This window comes from Paucilactobacillus nenjiangensis, from assembly GCF_005405445.1.
Lineage (GTDB): Bacteria > Bacillota > Bacilli > Lactobacillales > Lactobacillaceae > Paucilactobacillus > Paucilactobacillus nenjiangensis.
In genome coordinates this window covers 17136-34778 of sequence record NZ_BJEB01000003.1, presented here as the reverse complement: position 1 = coordinate 34778, position 17643 = coordinate 17136, and the positions used below count along the sequence as shown (strand labels likewise).

18 protein-coding genes and 2 tRNA genes are annotated in these 17643 nt (G+C 37.7%); 17 read left to right on the top strand and 3 right to left on the bottom strand.

Going from position 1 to position 17643, the window contains the following annotated elements:
- The first annotated feature begins 150 nt into the window (after positions 1–150).
- The 13 genes from FFM59_RS00910 to FFM59_RS00850 all read left to right on the top strand — a co-directional run bounded on the left by FFM59_RS00910 (position 151) and on the right by FFM59_RS00850 (position 10998).
- On the top strand, positions 151–420 hold the full coding sequence (locus FFM59_RS00910; protein WP_137601183.1) for a DNA-binding protein: 270 nt from the start codon (positions 151–153) through the stop codon (positions 418–420).
- Between the two features lie 282 nt (positions 421–702).
- Positions 703–1005 carry a hypothetical protein gene (locus FFM59_RS00905; protein WP_137601182.1) on the top strand — a complete coding sequence of 101 codons (303 nt, stop codon included), beginning with the start codon at positions 703–705 and terminating at the stop codon, positions 1003–1005.
- 1 nt (position 1006) lies between these two features.
- Positions 1007–1303, top strand: coding sequence for a hypothetical protein (locus FFM59_RS00900; protein WP_137601181.1), 297 nt, complete (start codon positions 1007–1009; stop codon positions 1301–1303).
- Positions 1290–3761 (top strand): phage/plasmid primase, P4 family, encoded by a 2472-nt coding sequence (locus tag FFM59_RS00895; protein ID WP_137601180.1) that lies wholly within the window; start codon positions 1290–1292, stop codon positions 3759–3761. Before FFM59_RS00900 ends, FFM59_RS00895 begins: the two co-directional genes overlap by 14 nt.
- Positions 3762–3992: 231 nt before the next feature.
- The gene (locus FFM59_RS00890; RefSeq protein WP_137601179.1) at positions 3993–4340 is read left to right on the top strand and encodes a hypothetical protein; all 348 of its coding nucleotides are present in this window, start codon (positions 3993–3995) and stop codon (positions 4338–4340) included.
- 3 nt (positions 4341–4343) lie between these two features.
- A complete protein-coding gene (locus FFM59_RS00885) occupies positions 4344–4760 on the top strand; it encodes a hypothetical protein (protein ID WP_225420261.1) in 417 nt (138 codons plus the stop codon).
- A gap of 66 nt (positions 4761–4826) precedes the next feature.
- The gene (locus tag FFM59_RS00880) at positions 4827–5237 is read left to right on the top strand and encodes an HNH endonuclease signature motif containing protein (RefSeq protein WP_137601178.1); all 411 of its coding nucleotides are present in this window, start codon (positions 4827–4829) and stop codon (positions 5235–5237) included.
- A gap of 146 nt (positions 5238–5383) precedes the next feature.
- Positions 5384–5854 carry a phage terminase small subunit P27 family gene (locus tag FFM59_RS00875; RefSeq protein WP_137601177.1) on the top strand — a complete coding sequence of 157 codons (471 nt, stop codon included), beginning with the start codon at positions 5384–5386 and terminating at the stop codon, positions 5852–5854.
- Complete coding sequence (locus FFM59_RS00870) at positions 5854–7557, top strand: terminase large subunit (protein ID WP_137601176.1); 1704 nt, start codon at positions 5854–5856, stop codon at positions 7555–7557. The genes FFM59_RS00875 and FFM59_RS00870 overlap by 1 nt, the downstream gene beginning before the upstream one ends.
- A 78-nt stretch (positions 7558–7635) precedes the next feature.
- A complete protein-coding gene (locus FFM59_RS00865) occupies positions 7636–8805 on the top strand; it encodes a phage portal protein (protein ID WP_371858068.1) in 1170 nt (389 codons plus the stop codon).
- Positions 8802–10331 (top strand): phage major capsid protein, encoded by a 1530-nt coding sequence (locus tag FFM59_RS00860; RefSeq protein ID WP_137601175.1) that lies wholly within the window; start codon positions 8802–8804, stop codon positions 10329–10331. The genes FFM59_RS00865 and FFM59_RS00860 overlap by 4 nt, the downstream gene beginning before the upstream one ends.
- Before the next feature lie 57 nt (positions 10332–10388).
- Complete coding sequence (locus FFM59_RS00855; protein ID WP_137601174.1) at positions 10389–10673, top strand: head-tail connector protein; 285 nt, start codon at positions 10389–10391, stop codon at positions 10671–10673.
- Complete coding sequence (locus FFM59_RS00850; protein ID WP_137601173.1) at positions 10660–10998, top strand: phage head closure protein; 339 nt, start codon at positions 10660–10662, stop codon at positions 10996–10998. Before FFM59_RS00855 ends, FFM59_RS00850 begins: the two co-directional genes overlap by 14 nt.
- 727 nt (positions 10999–11725) lie before the next feature.
- On the opposite strand, the gene FFM59_RS00845 is transcribed toward FFM59_RS00850, so the two are convergent.
- Positions 11726–11798 (bottom strand) — tRNA-Gln (locus FFM59_RS00845).
- A gap of 133 nt (positions 11799–11931) precedes the next feature.
- On the opposite strand from FFM59_RS00845, the gene FFM59_RS00840 reads away from it, so the two are divergent.
- Together FFM59_RS00840 and FFM59_RS00835 are read left to right on the top strand one after the other, a co-directional pair.
- Positions 11932–12261 (top strand): hypothetical protein, encoded by a 330-nt coding sequence (locus FFM59_RS00840; protein ID WP_137601172.1) that lies wholly within the window; start codon positions 11932–11934, stop codon positions 12259–12261.
- Positions 12262–12315: 54 nt separating this feature from the next.
- Positions 12316–12388: transfer RNA gene (locus FFM59_RS00835), tRNA-Glu, on the top strand.
- A gap of 67 nt (positions 12389–12455) precedes the next feature.
- Here FFM59_RS00835 and FFM59_RS00830 read toward each other — a convergent pair.
- Positions 12456–13778 (bottom strand): MFS transporter, encoded by a 1323-nt coding sequence (locus FFM59_RS00830; RefSeq protein WP_137601171.1) that lies wholly within the window; start codon positions 13776–13778, stop codon positions 12456–12458.
- A gap of 564 nt (positions 13779–14342) precedes the next feature.
- Between FFM59_RS00830 and FFM59_RS00825 the strand changes: the two genes are divergently transcribed.
- Positions 14343–15380: a branched-chain amino acid aminotransferase gene (locus tag FFM59_RS00825; RefSeq protein ID WP_137601170.1), complete on the top strand. Its 1038-nt coding sequence runs from the start codon at positions 14343–14345 to the stop codon at positions 15378–15380.
- 160 nt (positions 15381–15540) lie between these two features.
- Here the strand turns inward: FFM59_RS00825 and FFM59_RS00820 are convergent, their stop codons facing one another.
- Positions 15541–16875, bottom strand: a complete 1335-nt coding sequence (locus FFM59_RS00820; RefSeq protein WP_137601169.1) for a gluconate:H+ symporter — start codon at positions 16873–16875, stop codon at positions 15541–15543.
- A gap of 311 nt (positions 16876–17186) precedes the next feature.
- Here FFM59_RS00820 and FFM59_RS00815 point away from each other — a divergent pair, with 311 nt between their 5' ends.
- Positions 17187–17633, top strand: a complete 447-nt coding sequence (locus FFM59_RS00815) for a MarR family winged helix-turn-helix transcriptional regulator (RefSeq protein ID WP_137601168.1) — start codon at positions 17187–17189, stop codon at positions 17631–17633.
- Positions 17634–17643: the final 10 nt, after the last annotated feature.

Sequence of the window (17643 nt, the reverse complement as noted above, 5' to 3'; positions counted from 1 at the left end):
ATACAGACAAATGCAAGTGAATGCTCAAATTTGGGCTAGTTTCTTGCACCAAAGTATTGACTTTTTAATTATATAAGCACATACTGTGTTTAATCGATTAAGGCTAAGTAACTAGCCCAGTGATAAATATATTTGAAAGAAGGTGAAGAAATGGATATGCAGATTACATTACCACAAGCGATTGCTGATTCAATACAGGCAACAGTGCAACAATCATTGAAGGATTCAATCGATAAACTTCAAGGTGATACAAACGCTCCAGAATGGTTTGACCTAAAAGGCGCAAGTGAGTATCTCAATGTTAGTTTAGGAACACTCTCAAAATTTTTGCGGCTTGGTTTACAGGTTACAAAAATTGATGGCGTTCAACGTATCAACCGGCACAACCTAGATTCATTCATGATGGATCATGAGATTTAATTTCAACATTTTAGAATTGCAATGACGGGCAAGGAGTGAGTATGATGCAAGATTTTTTTGGACTTGATTTAAACGGATCAGTATTTTATGCATCCATTATCACAGTAACATTAGTATTAACGGTTTTGGCAATTGGATATTAAGGTGATGGATATGAGTGAAGAAAACAAAAAAACACCGATAACTTTGGACGAGTTCGGTGTTAGACAAGATACAAATATTTGTTTCTTCTATTCTACCTTAATCAGTTTCAACAATCAAAAATTTTAAGGAGAAAGAATTATGGTTAATAGGAATAATGATAAAACGATTGATTTAATCAATCTTGATGGTGGTTTATGTACTTCACTAGATTTAATTGATGTTATTGCAGATTATTTAGAAACTCTAGACGATTGTGTAAGCAAGTATAAGCAAAACTCTACTCATGAAAATGCTGAGAGTATTCGTTGTGAAGCAATTTGTGAGAGTGGTAAGTTGATTACTTTGATTGGCTGTTTACGTGCTGAATTAAATGATCATATTAAAGAGAGCAATAAAATAGCTGACCTTTATTCAATTAGTGAAGAACAGGACGGTGAATAATATGAGTAAAGCATTTGCAGTCTTTGAAATTAATGACGATTTACTGACTGATGGCAAGTTAAATGAAGAATTATTCATGCAACGTGTCAATCAATGTTCGGACAGAAAAGCATGCGCACAAGTGATGGAAACGCTTGGACTGGTAAAAAAGGGGGGTGCGCTAGTTGCCACCTTAGCAGAAAATGTAGCAATGACCCGTGAAGATTTTGCGGCTTATTTCTATGAGATGGCTGACAAGCACATTCTAAGCGTGAAAACGTATGAAGATGAAGGGGCTGATGTGATTGGTAAGGTATAGTTCAGTTCCTGAAGAATTACAAAAGCTATCCATTTGGGGCTTATTTAAAACCGAAGTAAAGCCTACCAAAACAGACCCTAACCATCTAACTAAAATGCCAATTAGTCCAGTTGATGCTTCAGGGCTGCCATCAAATGACAGTTCAAAATGGTTCGACTTTGAAACAGCATTAAATGCGTTGAATGAAATGAAGTTCAATTCAAAGGGTTTGGCAATGTTAATTCAACCCCCTTACATGTTTATTGATTTAGACCACAAGGAAAATGAAATGAATAACGGTACGGGTATGGTAGCGGAGTTCTTAACCGCTGCTAATCATTCGTACGCTGAAACTTCAGTATCGGGAACGGGCTTGCATATTATTGCTCGTGGAGAAAAGCATACAACACGATCTAAAAATTCTAAATTTGGATTAGAAATGTATACTGATGCTCGTTTTGTGGCACTGACTGGTGATTCGTTTAATGGTGTTTCTACTATTAATGAAGTCAACCAGGATTATCTCGACAAACTAACCGCTAAATACTTTCCTGAAAAAACGCCCGTTAGTAATGTCTCCACAGTTTCAATTGGCAGCGAGTTACCAGACGATGCAGAGTTATTGGATAAAGCCTTTAACGCAAAAAATGGTAATGATTTTAAAGAATTGTATCAAGGCAATTGGGAAAAGAATTATTCTTCCCAGTCAGAAGCTGACCAGGCACTTGCTAATTACTTAGCATTTTGGACTAATAAAGACTATTCACAGATGGATAGACTATTCAGACAATCAAATTTGATGCGTGAAAAGTGGGACGAAAAGCACGGGAAACAGACTTATGCGGCCATTACCTTGAATACCGCAATGCGTGATGTTTCAGATACGTATTCTAAGCACTCAACCAATGACAATGCGTATAACATTAGTGAACTGTTGGACGAGCGGACGACTAAGGACGACAAGCCCCTGGCTGAATATCCAATACCAGATTTCACTCAACTGACTAAAAAGCGGATGCCATACTTTAGCTATGATGATACTGGTAACGCTGACCGATTTACAGCGGTGTATCACAATCAATTTATCTATGATGATGTGAAAAAATGTTTCTACTTTTGGAACGGTGTTCAATGGCAAAACGATACCGCTAAGAAGGCCAGTAAAGCACTGAACAATTTAATTAATGAATTAAAGATTGAACCGTTACACCTTGCCCCCGGCATGAGTGAAGAAGATGGTCAGTCAATATTTCAAAAATTTTCCAAACGTTCAAGACAGCACAGTGGCAAAGTTGGAGCACTCGAAGAAGTTAAGGGTCAGGTTGCCATTGATCCAGAGTTATTAGATGCAGATAAGAATTTAATCAACACACCTAATGGCATTTTAAAGATTGACGATAACGAACTTTCAATTGTCAAAAACACCCCGGGTAAGCTACTTACAAAGATAACAGCCGGCAGCATTACAACCGATAGTATTCACGGTTCACGGTGGGAACGATTCCTAAATGAAATTTTTCTCGGTGATGTGGAAACCATTCAATTCATGAAACGCGTTATTGGCTACTCACTTGTTGGAAATGGTAAAGAACGAAAAATGTTTATTCTATACGGTGATGATGCGGACGATGAGAACAATGGAAATAATGGAAAATCGGTTATGGTTCAGGCGGTAGCAAACGTACTGAAAGATTATGCCTGGCAGTCCAATGCTCAAATGCTGATAGAAACGCAAAGCCAATTCGACAACAGTAAGGCAGCTAGTCCAGATATTGCAGCGTTGGAAAATATGCGTTTTGTACGAACCACCGAACTAAAGGATAGAGCTAAGTTAGATGAAGCAAAAGTGAAGATGCTAACGTCAGGCGAAAGCATTAACACCCGTTCACTTTATAAAGGTGAAGTAAACTTCCAAGCCACTCATGCGATATTCTTAACCACAAACTTCAAGCCAGTAATCAATGGCACTGATGCGGCAATTTGGGGGAGATTAGTTTACATACCTTTTCTAGCCAAGTTCAGTGAAGAAAAACATAACATTGATACTAATCTTTTGGAGAAGTTAGATCGTGAGAAAGATATTATCATGACCTGGATTGTAGAAGGCGCACAAGATTATCTAGCCAATGGCTTACAGATTCCACAGTCAATCATGCAAAACAATGAACACGAGCGTAATAAACAAGACGTTGTTCAAATGTTTGTTGACGATTGCATAATCATGACTGGCAATGATACAGACCGGATTAAACCGGTTGACCTTCAGCATTTATTTAAGGGTTGGAGTAAAGACCTGGATATTAAAATGAGTGCCGATAAGTTTAGCAAACTGTTTAGAAAACGTTATGAAGATAATTACATCACAAGTCATGGTGTAAATTTCATCAAAGGTATGGACAGGGTGATGCCGGTGATGCCACAAAATAAAGTAATTTCACTACCCATCACCCACGATAACCCAGTCGTACCAAGTCATTAAGAGCTTGGGTGATAGCGGTGATAGCACTATTTGAAAAGTCCAATAAATATTTTATTATCTCTTATTCGTGGAGAATATATATAAATAAGACTTTTCTAGTTTCGGCATCACCCCCATCACCCGTGGGCTACAACCATTGATACAACAACGTTTATAAGGGTGATAGCACATTGACGTACCTATCACCCACCTATCACCAAACACAACATAAATTTAAAAGGAGATTTTATTATGATGAATCCAAACGAAATTACAGAATTAAATGGTACAAAGATTTCAGGCAGACTGTTATCTGTTTACGAAATGATTCCTGAAGGTGCTGCTAATCCGACACCAAGCAAACTAATTTGTGCAACTTTGCATGTTACGCCACGACACTTAGCTGAAATGGTAAACACGCTGCTTTATCAGTACCACATACCAGTTGTGGCCTATCGAAAGAAGGGCAAGCATGGCTATGCCATTGCTACAAATCAACAGGAACTTGATGATGGTTGCGCCCCTTTGGAGAGTACATGCCATGAATTGAACCAACGCATTAACACATTGAAGTCATTCACATTCCAGGAAGAAGGATAGCCTATGAACTTATCACAAAGAGATATGCAACTACTGACAAAAGAATATCCCCTACCTTGTGGACAAATGTACGGTGTACCTAATTCCGATATCAAGACCCGTCAAGAGATGTTTAGGAAGTACGATTCTCCGGCTGCTTTCTTGGATTTATCTGACGATGAACAGCGAAGATTGATACGGTTTGTTTGTCAACTCGGTTCGATACATAACTATAATCCAAAGCACAATAGCTACACGATGAAACATTTGTACAGGGCTTTCAGTTATGGATCGTATGTTTATAACGGTGCTTTCAAGGGTGCAATGTTGTTACGTGGTTTCAAGGTAAAGGACGAGCACGAACTGAACTGGACGTTCAACATGTCCGAACGGGTATACACCACCCTACGCCACACACTAGCCAAGGAACGAGCAGGATAATTTTTCTTGCTTATGATTGACGATTGATTGCTTGATGTCTTTCTTGATGTGGAGATGAAAGAGAAAATGAAACCGAAGAAAGTTTGCAATCACGTTGGATGTAATGTGCTGATTGATTATGATAAGTCATATTGTGCTAAACATCAGACAGATAAACAGCAGCGAGTTACTAGTGATTATGATGTCTATGATAATCGTAAAGAGATTGGTGGGAAGTTTTTCCAGTTCTATCATTCAAAAGCATGGAAGCGGTTGTCATATAGTTATCGGTTGCGCAATCCAATGTGTGAAGTCTGTTTAAAGAAGGATATTTATATTAAATGTGATGTTGTAGATCATATTCTTCCAATAAGAAACGATTGGAGTAAACGTTTAGACGAAAATAACCTTCAAGCGTTGTGTCATTCGTGCCATAATGCCAAGACCAGAGCCGAGAGTACACGCCTATCACTTACCCCTTTGAACAAACGGGGCTAGGGTTAGGCCACTGGAAACCGATGGTAAGGGTCGAAAAAACAGATAAAGCCAAAAATAAGTAATTTCATGCTATATTGCGTATAATATTAAATTAAATATGTTATAATAAGATTAGATAAAATTAATGGAAAGGAGTTAAAAATTATATGTCAAATACGTATAAAAATGTTGAAGAATTGCACGGTCATTGGAGTAAAGACCAGATAGCACGTAAGCAAAACGCAAAGGATTCTTTGTTTGATTACCAACAATTAGAATCACAAGCGCCCCTATGGTTATCTGATTTAGCTAAACAAGAATGGCAACGCATTACAACACTGGTTAAAAACGAAGTCCCTTTGAGTGAATTAGATGTTGCATGCCTTGCAAGCTATTGCCAGGCGTATGCTACCGTGCAAGATTGCCAAGCACACATTGAAGAACAAGGCTTAGTCATTGAAACCGACAACGGTAATATTAAGACTAATCCTTATGCCACTATTCAGACTAATGCCTTAAAGGACTTGCGCATGCTTGCCACACAACTTGGATTGTCAGTCTATTCTCGTATGCGCCTGGAAGTATCGGGTGGTAAAACTGATGAGAACGATCCATTCAAAAAGGTGTTAAGTAATTAATGAATTACAGTAAGCAATACGCTGATGCAGTCAAAAGTGGCGAGATTGTAGCCGGTAAAAAAATCAAACAAGCAACCAAGCGAACATTAAGAGATTTCAGAGCGCAGAAGAAAGACGATTTTTTATATTATTTCAACGAAGAACTGGCAGCACAAGCAATTGAATTTGTGGAGTTAATGCCGGCTCGTGATGGCTCGGATTTACACCTAGAGTTATTTCAAAAATATATGATCAGTGAGTTATTCGGGTGGCGGTTAAAAGATAATGATACAAGACGATTCGATAGAGCTTTTATCTCAATGGCTCGTAAATCCGGTAAAAGTTATTTGATGAGTAGCATTGCAGCAATCTACTTACTACTTGAAAACAAGCCGGCTAAGAACCGTGAAATTGTCTTTACAGCTAACTCCATTAAACAAGCGCATCTTGCCTTTGACACCCTGGCAAGTGGCTTACGACAGGTTGCTAAAAAATCTCCATCATTAAGAAAGCGGCTGAAGATAAACCGCCTTGAGATATTGGATTTAGAAACTGATAGTAAAGCAATTCCACTGGCTTCAGAATTAGATAATTTAGACGGTTATCAATCAGACTTAGCAATTATTGATGAGTTTGCAAAAGCCAAGACTAAAGATATTTATGATGTGTTGAAGTCAGGACAGATTAATTCTGATAACAGTTTATTGGCAGTCATTTCAACTAGTGGCAACGATTTAAATTCACCTATGTATGCTGAATATCAATTCGTGGAAAAGATACTCAAAAACGAAGAACAATCGGATAGATACTTTGTTGCCATTTGGGAACAGGATTACAAGAATGAAACGTTCAAACCAGAAACCTGGGAGAAGTCAAATCCATTATTAGCTAATCCAGAACGAGAAAAGATTATCAGACCTAAGTTGCAAACTGATGTAGACCTGGCAAGCGACCAGGGTAACTTATTGCCTATTCAGATTAAGAATTTCAACTTGTGGCTGATGGCTCGCAAGAACTCTTATATATCTGCTAAGGACTGGAAACAGGCGGCACGAGAACCACCAGAATTAATTGGACGTGATGTCTATATTGGGATTGATTTATCCAAAGCCAATGACCTTACTTCTATATCCTGGATTGTGCCAATGGAAGATTACCTTTATTGCGATAGTCATTCATTCGTGGCTACTAAGTGGGGGTTAGATGAGAAGATTAAAAAGGACGGTTTCAACTATCGTCAAGGTGAGAAAGATGGAGAATGTTCAATTACCAAACTGGATTCGGGTGTGATTGATTACACCGAAGTATTCCAATACATTATGGATTTAATCCACGACAACCAATTTATTGTTCAAGGTATCTGTTATGATCCATACTCTTTTGCCTATCTGCTATCTGAATTTGAAAAAGCTAAAATGCCACTGATTGAAGTCAGACAAGGCACACAAACTTTATCAATTCCTACCATCAAATTTAGAGATAACCTGTTTAATGGCAATATTATGCACGCTGATAACAAGCTGCTTGAGTACACGATTAACAACGCTATATTAAAGTACGATAGCAACAACAATCCAATTATTGATAAAACCGAAAACAGTAACAAAATTGATGCGGTAGCAGCATTGATGAACGCCTACACTCAAGCAGTTAGTTACTTTGATGATGTCGATACCGAACAAGCTAACAATGATTTTTATCAAAGTGATCAGTTTAGTTTTTAATCCTGGACTGGCAAAAAGCAAGTTTAGGTGGGGGGCTAAAACAGTTCCCCATCTCAATAGAAAGGAAGTGAGAAAAAGTTGAGTATATTTAAAAGAGAAAAAGTTGAACCAGATAAGGAAACCGCCTTTCTTGATACAGTCGTATCAATGACAACAGACGATTCCAATACTTATGTCGGTGCACGTTCTTTACGCAATTCTGACGTTTACACAGCGGTTAAAGTGATTGCGTCAGACTTGGCAAGTAATCCAATTGAATACACTGACAAACGCCTTACAAAGCTATTAAACAAAGCCCCTAACGACAAGATGAACGCCTGGTCATTCAAGTTTGCACTGGCAGTAAATATGTTACTGAATGGTAACTCATTCGCTCGTATTTATCGCAATCCAAGCGGCCAAGTGTCAAGCCTTGAATTTATCAATAACAGCCGCATGACTGTTAAGAAGGACGATACAGACGATAGTCTTTCATACTATGTAACTGATGGTGATGGACGTAACAGCGTTGAATTAAAGCCTACTGAAGTGCTGCATTTCAAGTCTTTCACAAGTGATGGATTGATAGGAACTTCAGCACTTTATTCACTCGCTGATGAGATTAATATTCAAAACACTGGTAACAAACTATTAAGAAGTCTGTTCAATCGTAGCGTTCAAGGCACGGGTATTTTAAAGGTTGGTAAATCTAACCTGGATGCCAAGTCCAAAAATGCCATCCGGGAAAAGTTTGAAGAAGCCAATACGGGTGATAATGCACTAAGGACAATCATTCTTGATGAAGATATGGAGTATTCCACCCTGGAAGTCAATTCTGATGTGTTGAAGTTTGTTAATTCAAACAGTTGGACGACACAGCAAGTTGCTAAGGCGTTCGGGATTCCATCAGAAAGATTAGGTGTGGAGAACGATCATACAAGTTCGACCCAGAATAATCTGTTGTATTTACAAAATACGTTAGTTTATTACTTCCAAACATTCACTAGTGAATTGGATATGAAACTATCTTCAGGCGACAACATGTTTACGTTCAATACTGACAAATTGTTTAGTGCTGATTATGCGACAGTCCAGGATTTAGCAATCAAAGGATTGCAAGGCGGATTAATCACGATTAATGAAGGCCGAGAAAAAATTGGACTTGAACCCGTTCCAAACGGTGATAAGTTATTAACCAGTTTGAACTATACAACACTTGATAATTTAGAGAATTATCAAAACAAAAACGAAAGTGAGAGTACAGAATAATGGCAAATGATATTGAAAAACGCCTTACTCCAGACACTGATTTAAAAGCTATTCAACCTACCAAAGCAGACAGCTCGCAATCAGACGACAGTCAGGAACAAGACGATACTAGTAAGGATAACACAAAAAAGTTAAGTGGCTACGCAGTAGTATTTGATTCACCAAGTAAAGATTTGGGTGGATTTACTGAAACGGTCAGCAAAGGCGCATTTGATGGTGTGGACTTATCGAACGTATTCCTTGTGAATAATCATGATATGAGTCAAGTCCTAGCATCAACAAAGGCTAAGACACTAACTTTAAAGGTAGACGACAAAGGCTTGTATTTTGAAGCCACATTGCCAGATACCACAAGCGCCAGTGATACATTTGAAAATGTAAAAGATGGCAACATTTCAAGCATGAGTTTTAGTTTCATCACTGCTGAAGATGGTGATGAATTTACAAAAGATGATTCAGGTAAAGTAGTCCGTAAAATTAATCAAGTCAAGTCGCTATTCGATGTATCAGTCGTAGCTATCCCGGCTTATGATGACACAAATGTAGAAGTTGCAAAACGTAGTTATACAGCGTGGTTAGAAAATTCAAACAAAGAAAAGGAAGTTGAAAACATGACACAAACAACAATTATTGAAAATGGTGCAAAAGCAGAAGTACGTAGTTTTGAAGATTACATTCGTTCACAAGGTGAAAAGCGTGATGGCTTAACAACCGTATCAGGCAAGATGGTAGTTCCTACTGAAGTTATTGGAGATGTGTTTGATCTAAAACGCAATAAAGATAATTTAGCTCAATACGCTACTGTTAAAAAAGTTGGTTCAGCACAAGGCACTTACCCTGTTGCCACTAATCAAACAGGCGTATTGGCAACCAAAGAAGAATTGGCAGAAATTGCTGATGTCGATGCTGATATGTTTAAAGGTGTGGATTACAAAGTCGTTACCAGAGCCGGAAAAATCTACCTATCTAGTGAATTAGTTGAAGATGCTGAAGTTAATATTGTCAATGAAGTTAAGGCACAACTTAAAAAATTAGTTGAAAATACCGACAACCAAAACATCATTGAATTATTGAAGAAGTTCACTAAGGTTGCAGCAACCACACTTGATGATTTAAAACATGTCTTTAATGTGGATTTAGACCCGGCACTAGATAAAATGGTTATCACTAATCAAGATGGATTCAACTGGTTAGATACGCTTAAAGATAGCAATGGAAACTATATCTTACAACCATCTATTACAGCACAATCAGGCAAGAGCTTATTAGGGGCTGATATTGCAATTATCAGCAACAAGTTATTCACAACAACCGGTTCAGCATTGCCATTCATTATCGGTGATGTTTCTCAAGCGGTATTCATTGCTAAGAAGAATGAAGTTCAAACTCAATGGCAACAATTTGATTCATACTCACAAGGATTGGCAGTTATTATCCGCAATGATTATGAACAAATTGATAGTGAAGCCGCTCGCTATATTGAAGTAACACCGGCAGCCGCTCCAACAACGACACCAAAAGCCTAACCAATAAGATTATGAAAGTGTCCTTCACGGGCGCTTTTTTATTAAGGGAGTGAAAATATGATTATATTAGAAGATTTAAAAAATAGCTTACGCATTTCTCACAACGAAGATGATGTTGTCTTACAACGTGATATTGATACCGCTAAGGCTTATATCATTGCAGCCATTGATTCCACATTGACTGAAGATGACTTGAAGGACTATAAACAGTTCGATTATGGTGTTTCCTTGCTCGCTGAATGGTTTTATCTTAATCGTGGAGAAACTACAAGCGTACCAGTTCCGACTGGTGTAACGTCAATGATTCAACAATTAAGGGGTGCTATCTATGCCACTGATTAAACATGTAAATGAATTGGATCAGTTAATTACTATTCAATCAATTTCATCCGGTGGTGATTCCGGGCCAGAACCTAATGCCACTGAATACAATGACCTATTCAAAACCTGGGCACATATCCGAACAACCAATTTAAATGAAGCACTGATTGATGGTGCTTATGCTTTCCCTAAAACCGTTATCTTTGTTATTCGACACGATCAACCGGCAGCCATCAATACGACAATGCGATTGATATGGAAAGATGATACCTATTCAATTAAAGAAATTAATCCAGATGACAGTTACAGGGAGTGGGATATTATTATTGCAGAGTTATACAAATAGGTTATATTATTATCAGTTATATGTTATAATAAAGGTGTCCTAGAGATAGGATAAATACGAAACAGGCTATCGAACAGATATTAGACCATCTTCAAAATAGCAACTGTAAAAGTGTTTAGATGATACCATAATGTCATCTCCTTTAAATTTTGTACTAAAACTGATTAATACCAAGTTAAGTAATATTATAATGATTAAATACGTTGGTAACTTATCAGTTAGATCTAGTTGATTTATCCATTGTATTTTCATCACTCACAACCACACATTAATTTGTTTTATCTAAAAGAGTGCCTTCAATTCGTCAGGGGTGCTCTTTTTTGATGGATAAGTTTACAGTGGATTATTCAATGGGTGCTTACAATACGTTTATATCACGTCAATTTTGTGTTACGTTGACTAATTCAATAGTAGAATACTTTATTATTTCTTCCATATTATATTAAGATGTTGAGTAGATTGAGCGGAGTTTTCCGCTGATTGAGAGTAATAAAAAAGCCAGTAGCAGCAACTACTGGATTCTCTCGCCCGTCATTATAGGTATACCAATTTGAACATTTTATGAACAATATTCTCATTAGTGTTTAATTCATTAAAAATCGTACTTAAAACCATCTAAAAACCATCTAACTCATCTAAAAAGGTGTGAATGTATGAAATTACGGAAAATAAAAAGGCTGATATATCAAGCGTTTAGAGCTTGTTACCAGTCTTTACTATGAAACAATTGGGCATACTGGGTTCGAACCAGTAAATTGCGGATTCAGAGTCCGGTGCCTTACCAATTTGGCTAATGCCCAATAAGACGTTAGGTTTCCTCAACAATAATATTATACAGAATTGGAAATTCACATTCAATAGCTATAGACTAATCAGTTAATCTTTTAAGGGTTGTTTGCTATAATTGTGGGTGAGTTGAAAGGGGAAAAGTTTATGGCAAGTAATTCAGATTCAATTTATCATGTTTTAACGTATATGCAACAACATCCTGAGGTAATTAACCGACAACCGTTGGAATATACGAATGTCATTAGACTCAATATACCAGATTCAATTAAGGTTGCAGATGCAGACATCTATTTTCCTAGACAAAAATTAATGGTTAATCGATTTACACCAGATTTTGTAGCGAAAAATGGTAACTTGCTTGATTATTATTACCAAATGACGCATCAAGAAATCCCTAATTTCCATGATGTCTGGGTCACGACTTCACATATTATTGATAAAAACACATATTTATTGGAATTATCATTTGAATAGCCTGAATACCATTGACAACGGAGCGAATAAATAGCTATACTAGTATAGTAATTTTGCCCGCTGGTCAAATTGGTTAAGACGCAGCCCTCTCAAGGCTGAGTTACGGGTTCGATCCCCGTGCGGGTGATTAAAAAAGCTGTACTCCTTGTATATCACGGAGTACAGCTTTTTTAGTACATGATAATTATTTTTAATTATTCGGTGTAGTCAACATGTTTTGTTTCCTTAGTAAATGCAAAGGCAACGAATGATAATACTGACATTACGCCTAAGTATAAACCAACATATTTGATACCCCAGTTAGCAGCTAACCAAGTTGCAACTGTTGGAGCAAAAGCAGCACCAACGATGGCGGCTAGATTATAAGCAAGGGCAGAACCAGAATAACGAACTTTAGTTGAGAATAGTTCTGGTAATAAAGCTCCCATAGGGCCATAAATGATTCCCATTAAGAAGAATCCAATTACAAGGAAAGCTACGGCACCGGCCACGTTGTGCGTGCCACTTAAGAAGTAAGGGAAAAAGAATGAGAAAACTACGAGTAATGCAGCGGTAGTCATCAACATTTTCTTGCGTCCCCAGAAATCAGCCAAGTATGATGAAATAAGAATCATAGCAGTGAAGACGAGAATTGATCCCATTAAGATTAGCAAGAATTCTTTGTTTGAAAATCCTAGGTTAGTGGTTGCGTAACTGATTGACCAGGTTGAAAGTGTAAAGAAAAGTGTGTATGTAACAGCAACGATGAAGGTTCCACGGATGATTTGTTTCCAGCTGGTTTTGAAAACTTCTTTAAGTGGTGATTTAGTTGTTTCAGAGTTTTCTTGAGCCTTACGGAATAAAGGAGTTTCTTGCATTCTTTTACGAACCCAAAGTCCGATGAAAACCATAACTGATGAAGCAAGGAACGGAATTCTCCAACCAAATGAAGCCATTTGTGAAGCAGATAAGAATGATTCAAGAACATAAAATAATCCATTACATAAAATGAAACCAATTGGTGCACCTAATTCGGGAAAGGCACCATATAAGGCACGCTTGCCTTCAGGAGCATTTTCAGTAGCAACTAGGACAGCTCCAGACCATTCGCCTCCAAGACCAATTCCTTGAATAAAGCGACAGAGACAAAGTAGTAACACTGCCGAAAAGCCTAAGGTTGAATACCCAGGGAGAAAGCCAATCATAACTGTTGATCCACCCATGAGCACTAGGGAAACAACCAAAGTCTTTTTCCGACCAATCTTGTCACCAAAGTGTCCAAAAATAAATGAACCAAGTGGGCGAGCAACAAAGGCAACTCCAAAGGTGAGTAAACTAAGCATCATCGCAATTGTTGGTGTTAAGGTTGGGAAAAAGATTTTAGGAAAATACGTGGCTGATGCAGTCCCAAATGCGTAAAAGTCGAAAAATTCGACAGCAGTACCAATCATTGATGCAAAAATAACTGTTTTGACTGGATCCCGCTCTAGTGTGGTGCCTTCTTCTTTATGTAAAGTGTTTGATGTAACATTCTCCATATAATTCACTCCTCTAATATGTGTGTTTTTGAAATGATTGCAATAAACTATGTGTTACTGAACGAATGAAACTTAACCTCCAAGCCAAAAGTTTTGAGAAAAAGAAAAAGCCAAGAACTGATTTGACAGTCCTTGGCTTTGCCAACACTGCCCGCGTAAATCACGGGCACATTAAGTAGCCCGCATCACATAATAATGACGTAGTTAATGACGACGACGCTAATGCTAATAATGTTTGTGTTAGTCATTTCGAGTTCTCCTTTTTCATTTGATGAATGTATCATACATGATAAAAAAAAAATTGTAAATGAAAATTTGATTAAAAAATTAAAGAATTTACTTTTATTAAGTATAATCGTTGATACAGCAAGGATTTAGATGACGAAATAAATTAAAAAATTTTCATTTGTTTTGCTTGATTTTAGACATTGACATGAATTTTGTCGTTGTAGACAGATTAATGACGCTGATTAGAGTTCTTGACATCATATAGTGAAATGGCTAAACTTTTATTAAATTCTTGTGATGATAAGAATTCAATACATATTAGGAGGCTATTTTTAGATGGCAAAAGCAAAAGCGTCAGAGATCGATTTTAACAACCTAGGATTTAACTATTTTGATCTTCCATACCGATTCCAAGCAACTTGGAAAGATGGTCAATGGAGTGAAGGCGAACTGACCGAAGATGCTGAGGTACATATTAACGAAGGGTCAACTGTCCTACATTATGGACAATCTGACTTTGAAGGGTTAAAAGCATATCGGACAAAAGATGGTTCTTTACAACTTTTCCGTCCAGACCGTAATGCCGCCCGGATGCAAAACTCATGTGCCCGAATGATGATGCCGGGTTTTCCAACTGACCAATTTATCGATGCTTTAAAACAAGTGGTTAAAGCTAATGAAGATTTTGTACCACCATATGGTACTGGAGGTACACTGTATCTTCGTCCTGTAATGTTCGGGGTTGGTGGAAATATTGGTGTTCATCCCGCTAACGAATATATTTTCCGTATTTTTGCTATGCCAGTTGGTGCCTACTACAAAGGTGGAATGACACCTACTAGCTTTGTCACTTCAAAATATGATCGTGCTGCTCATCAAGGAACTGGTCAATCTAAAGTTGGTGGTAACTATGCGGCTAGCTTATTACCAGGTGATGAAGCTCACCAAGCTGGTTATGCTGACGTTGTGTACTTAGATCCAATTTCACATACTAAAATAGAAGAAGCTGGATCGGCTAACTTCTTTGGAGTTACGAAAGATGGTAAAAAGTTTATTACCCCTGAATCGCCTTCTATTTTACCTTCAGTTACGAAGTTTTCGTTGTTGTACCTAGCAGAACATGAGTTAGGTTTAGAAGTAGAACAGGGCGATATCTTTATTGATCAATTAGACCAATTTAGTGAAGCTGGGGCTTGTGGTACGGCCGCCGTGATTTCACCAATTGGCGCGATTGTCGATGGTGATAAAAAACATGTCTTTTATAGTGAAACTGAAGTTGGCCCGGTTACTCAAAAACTGTATGACACCCTTACAGGAATTCAATTTGGTGAAATTGAAGGACCTGAAGGATGGGTTGTTAAGGTTAACGAATAAATTAAGTAAGTTACTAATTAAAAATGGCTATTACCCAGTTAATTGGGCAATGGCCATTTTGCTGTGAAGAGTAAATAAAAAGTAGTGGGTGGGATTATTGAATTGATTTTAAAAAATGGACTGCGATACAAAACGTTAGTTTTGACGTAGCCCATTTTATTTACATGAACATCGAGACCACTAGGACCGATGCTAACCCTGATACCCCAATGACACTCGTAAGCGTCGTCCAAGAAATCAGTGTTTCTTTCAATGTTAAACCAAAGTATTCTTTAATCATCCAGAAACCAGCATCATTCACGTGATCCATGAAGACACTACCAGCTCCGATTGCAAGAACAATCAAAACTGGGTCAACTGAAGAGTTTGCAACAATCGATGTAATCAAACCGGCACCGGTCATTGAAGCAACAGTTGAAGAACCAAGACTGATACGTAGAAGTGCGGTAATCAACCATGCAACGATGATTGGTGAGAGACTTGTATGGTTAAATAGTTGACCGATATAATCAGCCACACCACCGTCAACAAGGACTTGTTTAAAGGCACCACCACCACCAATGATAAGAAGCATCATAGCGATTTGTTTGATTGATTCAGACATTGCATTTCCAATGTCGGCAATTTTCAAGCCACGGAAAATTCCCATGGTGAAGATACCAACAATTAAGGAAATTAACATTGCTTGATCAGGAGTACCGATAAATTCAATCACTTGGAAAGCCACTGATTTAGTGTCCATCACAAATGAAAGAATAGTTTCAATCCCAATCAGAAGAACTGGTAAAAGTGCAGTGAAAACACTAATTCCGAATCCTGGAGTGTCTTCAATTTTGAATTCTTTGTATTCACCAAGAACTGAAATATTAACGTCCTTACGGTAAACAACTGGATAGAATTTATGAAGGAAATAGTTATAAACTGGTCCAGAGATAATAATGGTTGGAATTGCAACCACGATACCAACAAGTAAAACGTGACCTAATGGTGCATTCAACACTTCAGCAACTGCTGTTGGAGCAGGGTGAGGTGGTAAGAATCCATGGGCCACGTTCAAAGTAGCGGCCATTGGAATTCCTAAATACATCAATGGAAGATCGACTTCGCGAGCGATAACAAAGATAATTGGAAGTAAAACAACTAATCCAACTTCGAAGAAAAGAGCAAGTCCGATAATAAATGAAGTTAAGATTACGGCAATTTGGATGTGTTTCTTTCCAAAAATTTGAATCAATTTGTTCGCGATACGGTACCCACCACCAGCATCAGAAACCAATTTACCGAGCATTGAACCAAATCCGAAGATAATAGCTAAATGCCCAAGTTGACCACCAATACCAGTTTCAATACTGGTTGAAATCTTTGCGACTGGAATTCCAAGAGCAATTCCTACGATAAAAGCTGTAATTACCAATGATAGAAACGCATTTAACTTCAGTTTGGTAATTAAGAAAATTAAAAATATAACGCCAATTACGACAATTAATAATGGCATATTCGTTCTCCCCCTACGGTTGTTAGTTCAGCAACAAAAACAGATTGGGTACGCATATCGCCCGAGCCACACAGAAATTAAAATAAATAATTGCTATGATAGCGTACCGTCATCGAACTCTCCTTTACCTGATTTATCTGTGTAACCGTTCTCAATATACGGAAAGTCAGACTTGAAGTCAAACAATATGTAGTGAAATAATAAAGTGCCTCAACAAAGTCCACATTTAGTAGTAAGTTAATTGATAATTCAGAACGTTGAGAGTAAATTAAATAATCGTTAGGTACCTAAGTATTGTGGGAGGTCAACGAATGACGACAAATTACGGAGAGCTGTCGCATCAAATGTTTGAAGTTTTAGGGCTGATGAGGCGAGCCAGCTCAACTAGAAGTACGGAGCAACATGGAATCCATCATGGACAGGGACATTTACTCAGTATACTGATGCAACATGATAATTTATCGCAAAAACAATTGGCTGACATTGTCCATATTCGGGCGGAATCAGTGACAGACTTATTAGAAAAGATGGAAAATGATGGTCTTGTTACGCGAACCAAGGATAGTTCTGATCGGCGTATTACGAGAGTTTCCATTTCTGATAAGGGATTACAACTGATGCATGAAAATGCGAAGGTTCGGCAGCAGGTGGATCAAATAATGTTTGGTACACTGACTGATGAAGAGTTATCAGAACTAGATACGATTCATCAAAAAATTATTAGTTCGTTAACGACTGAAGTTGAAAATAATCAATAACTGTTAAACG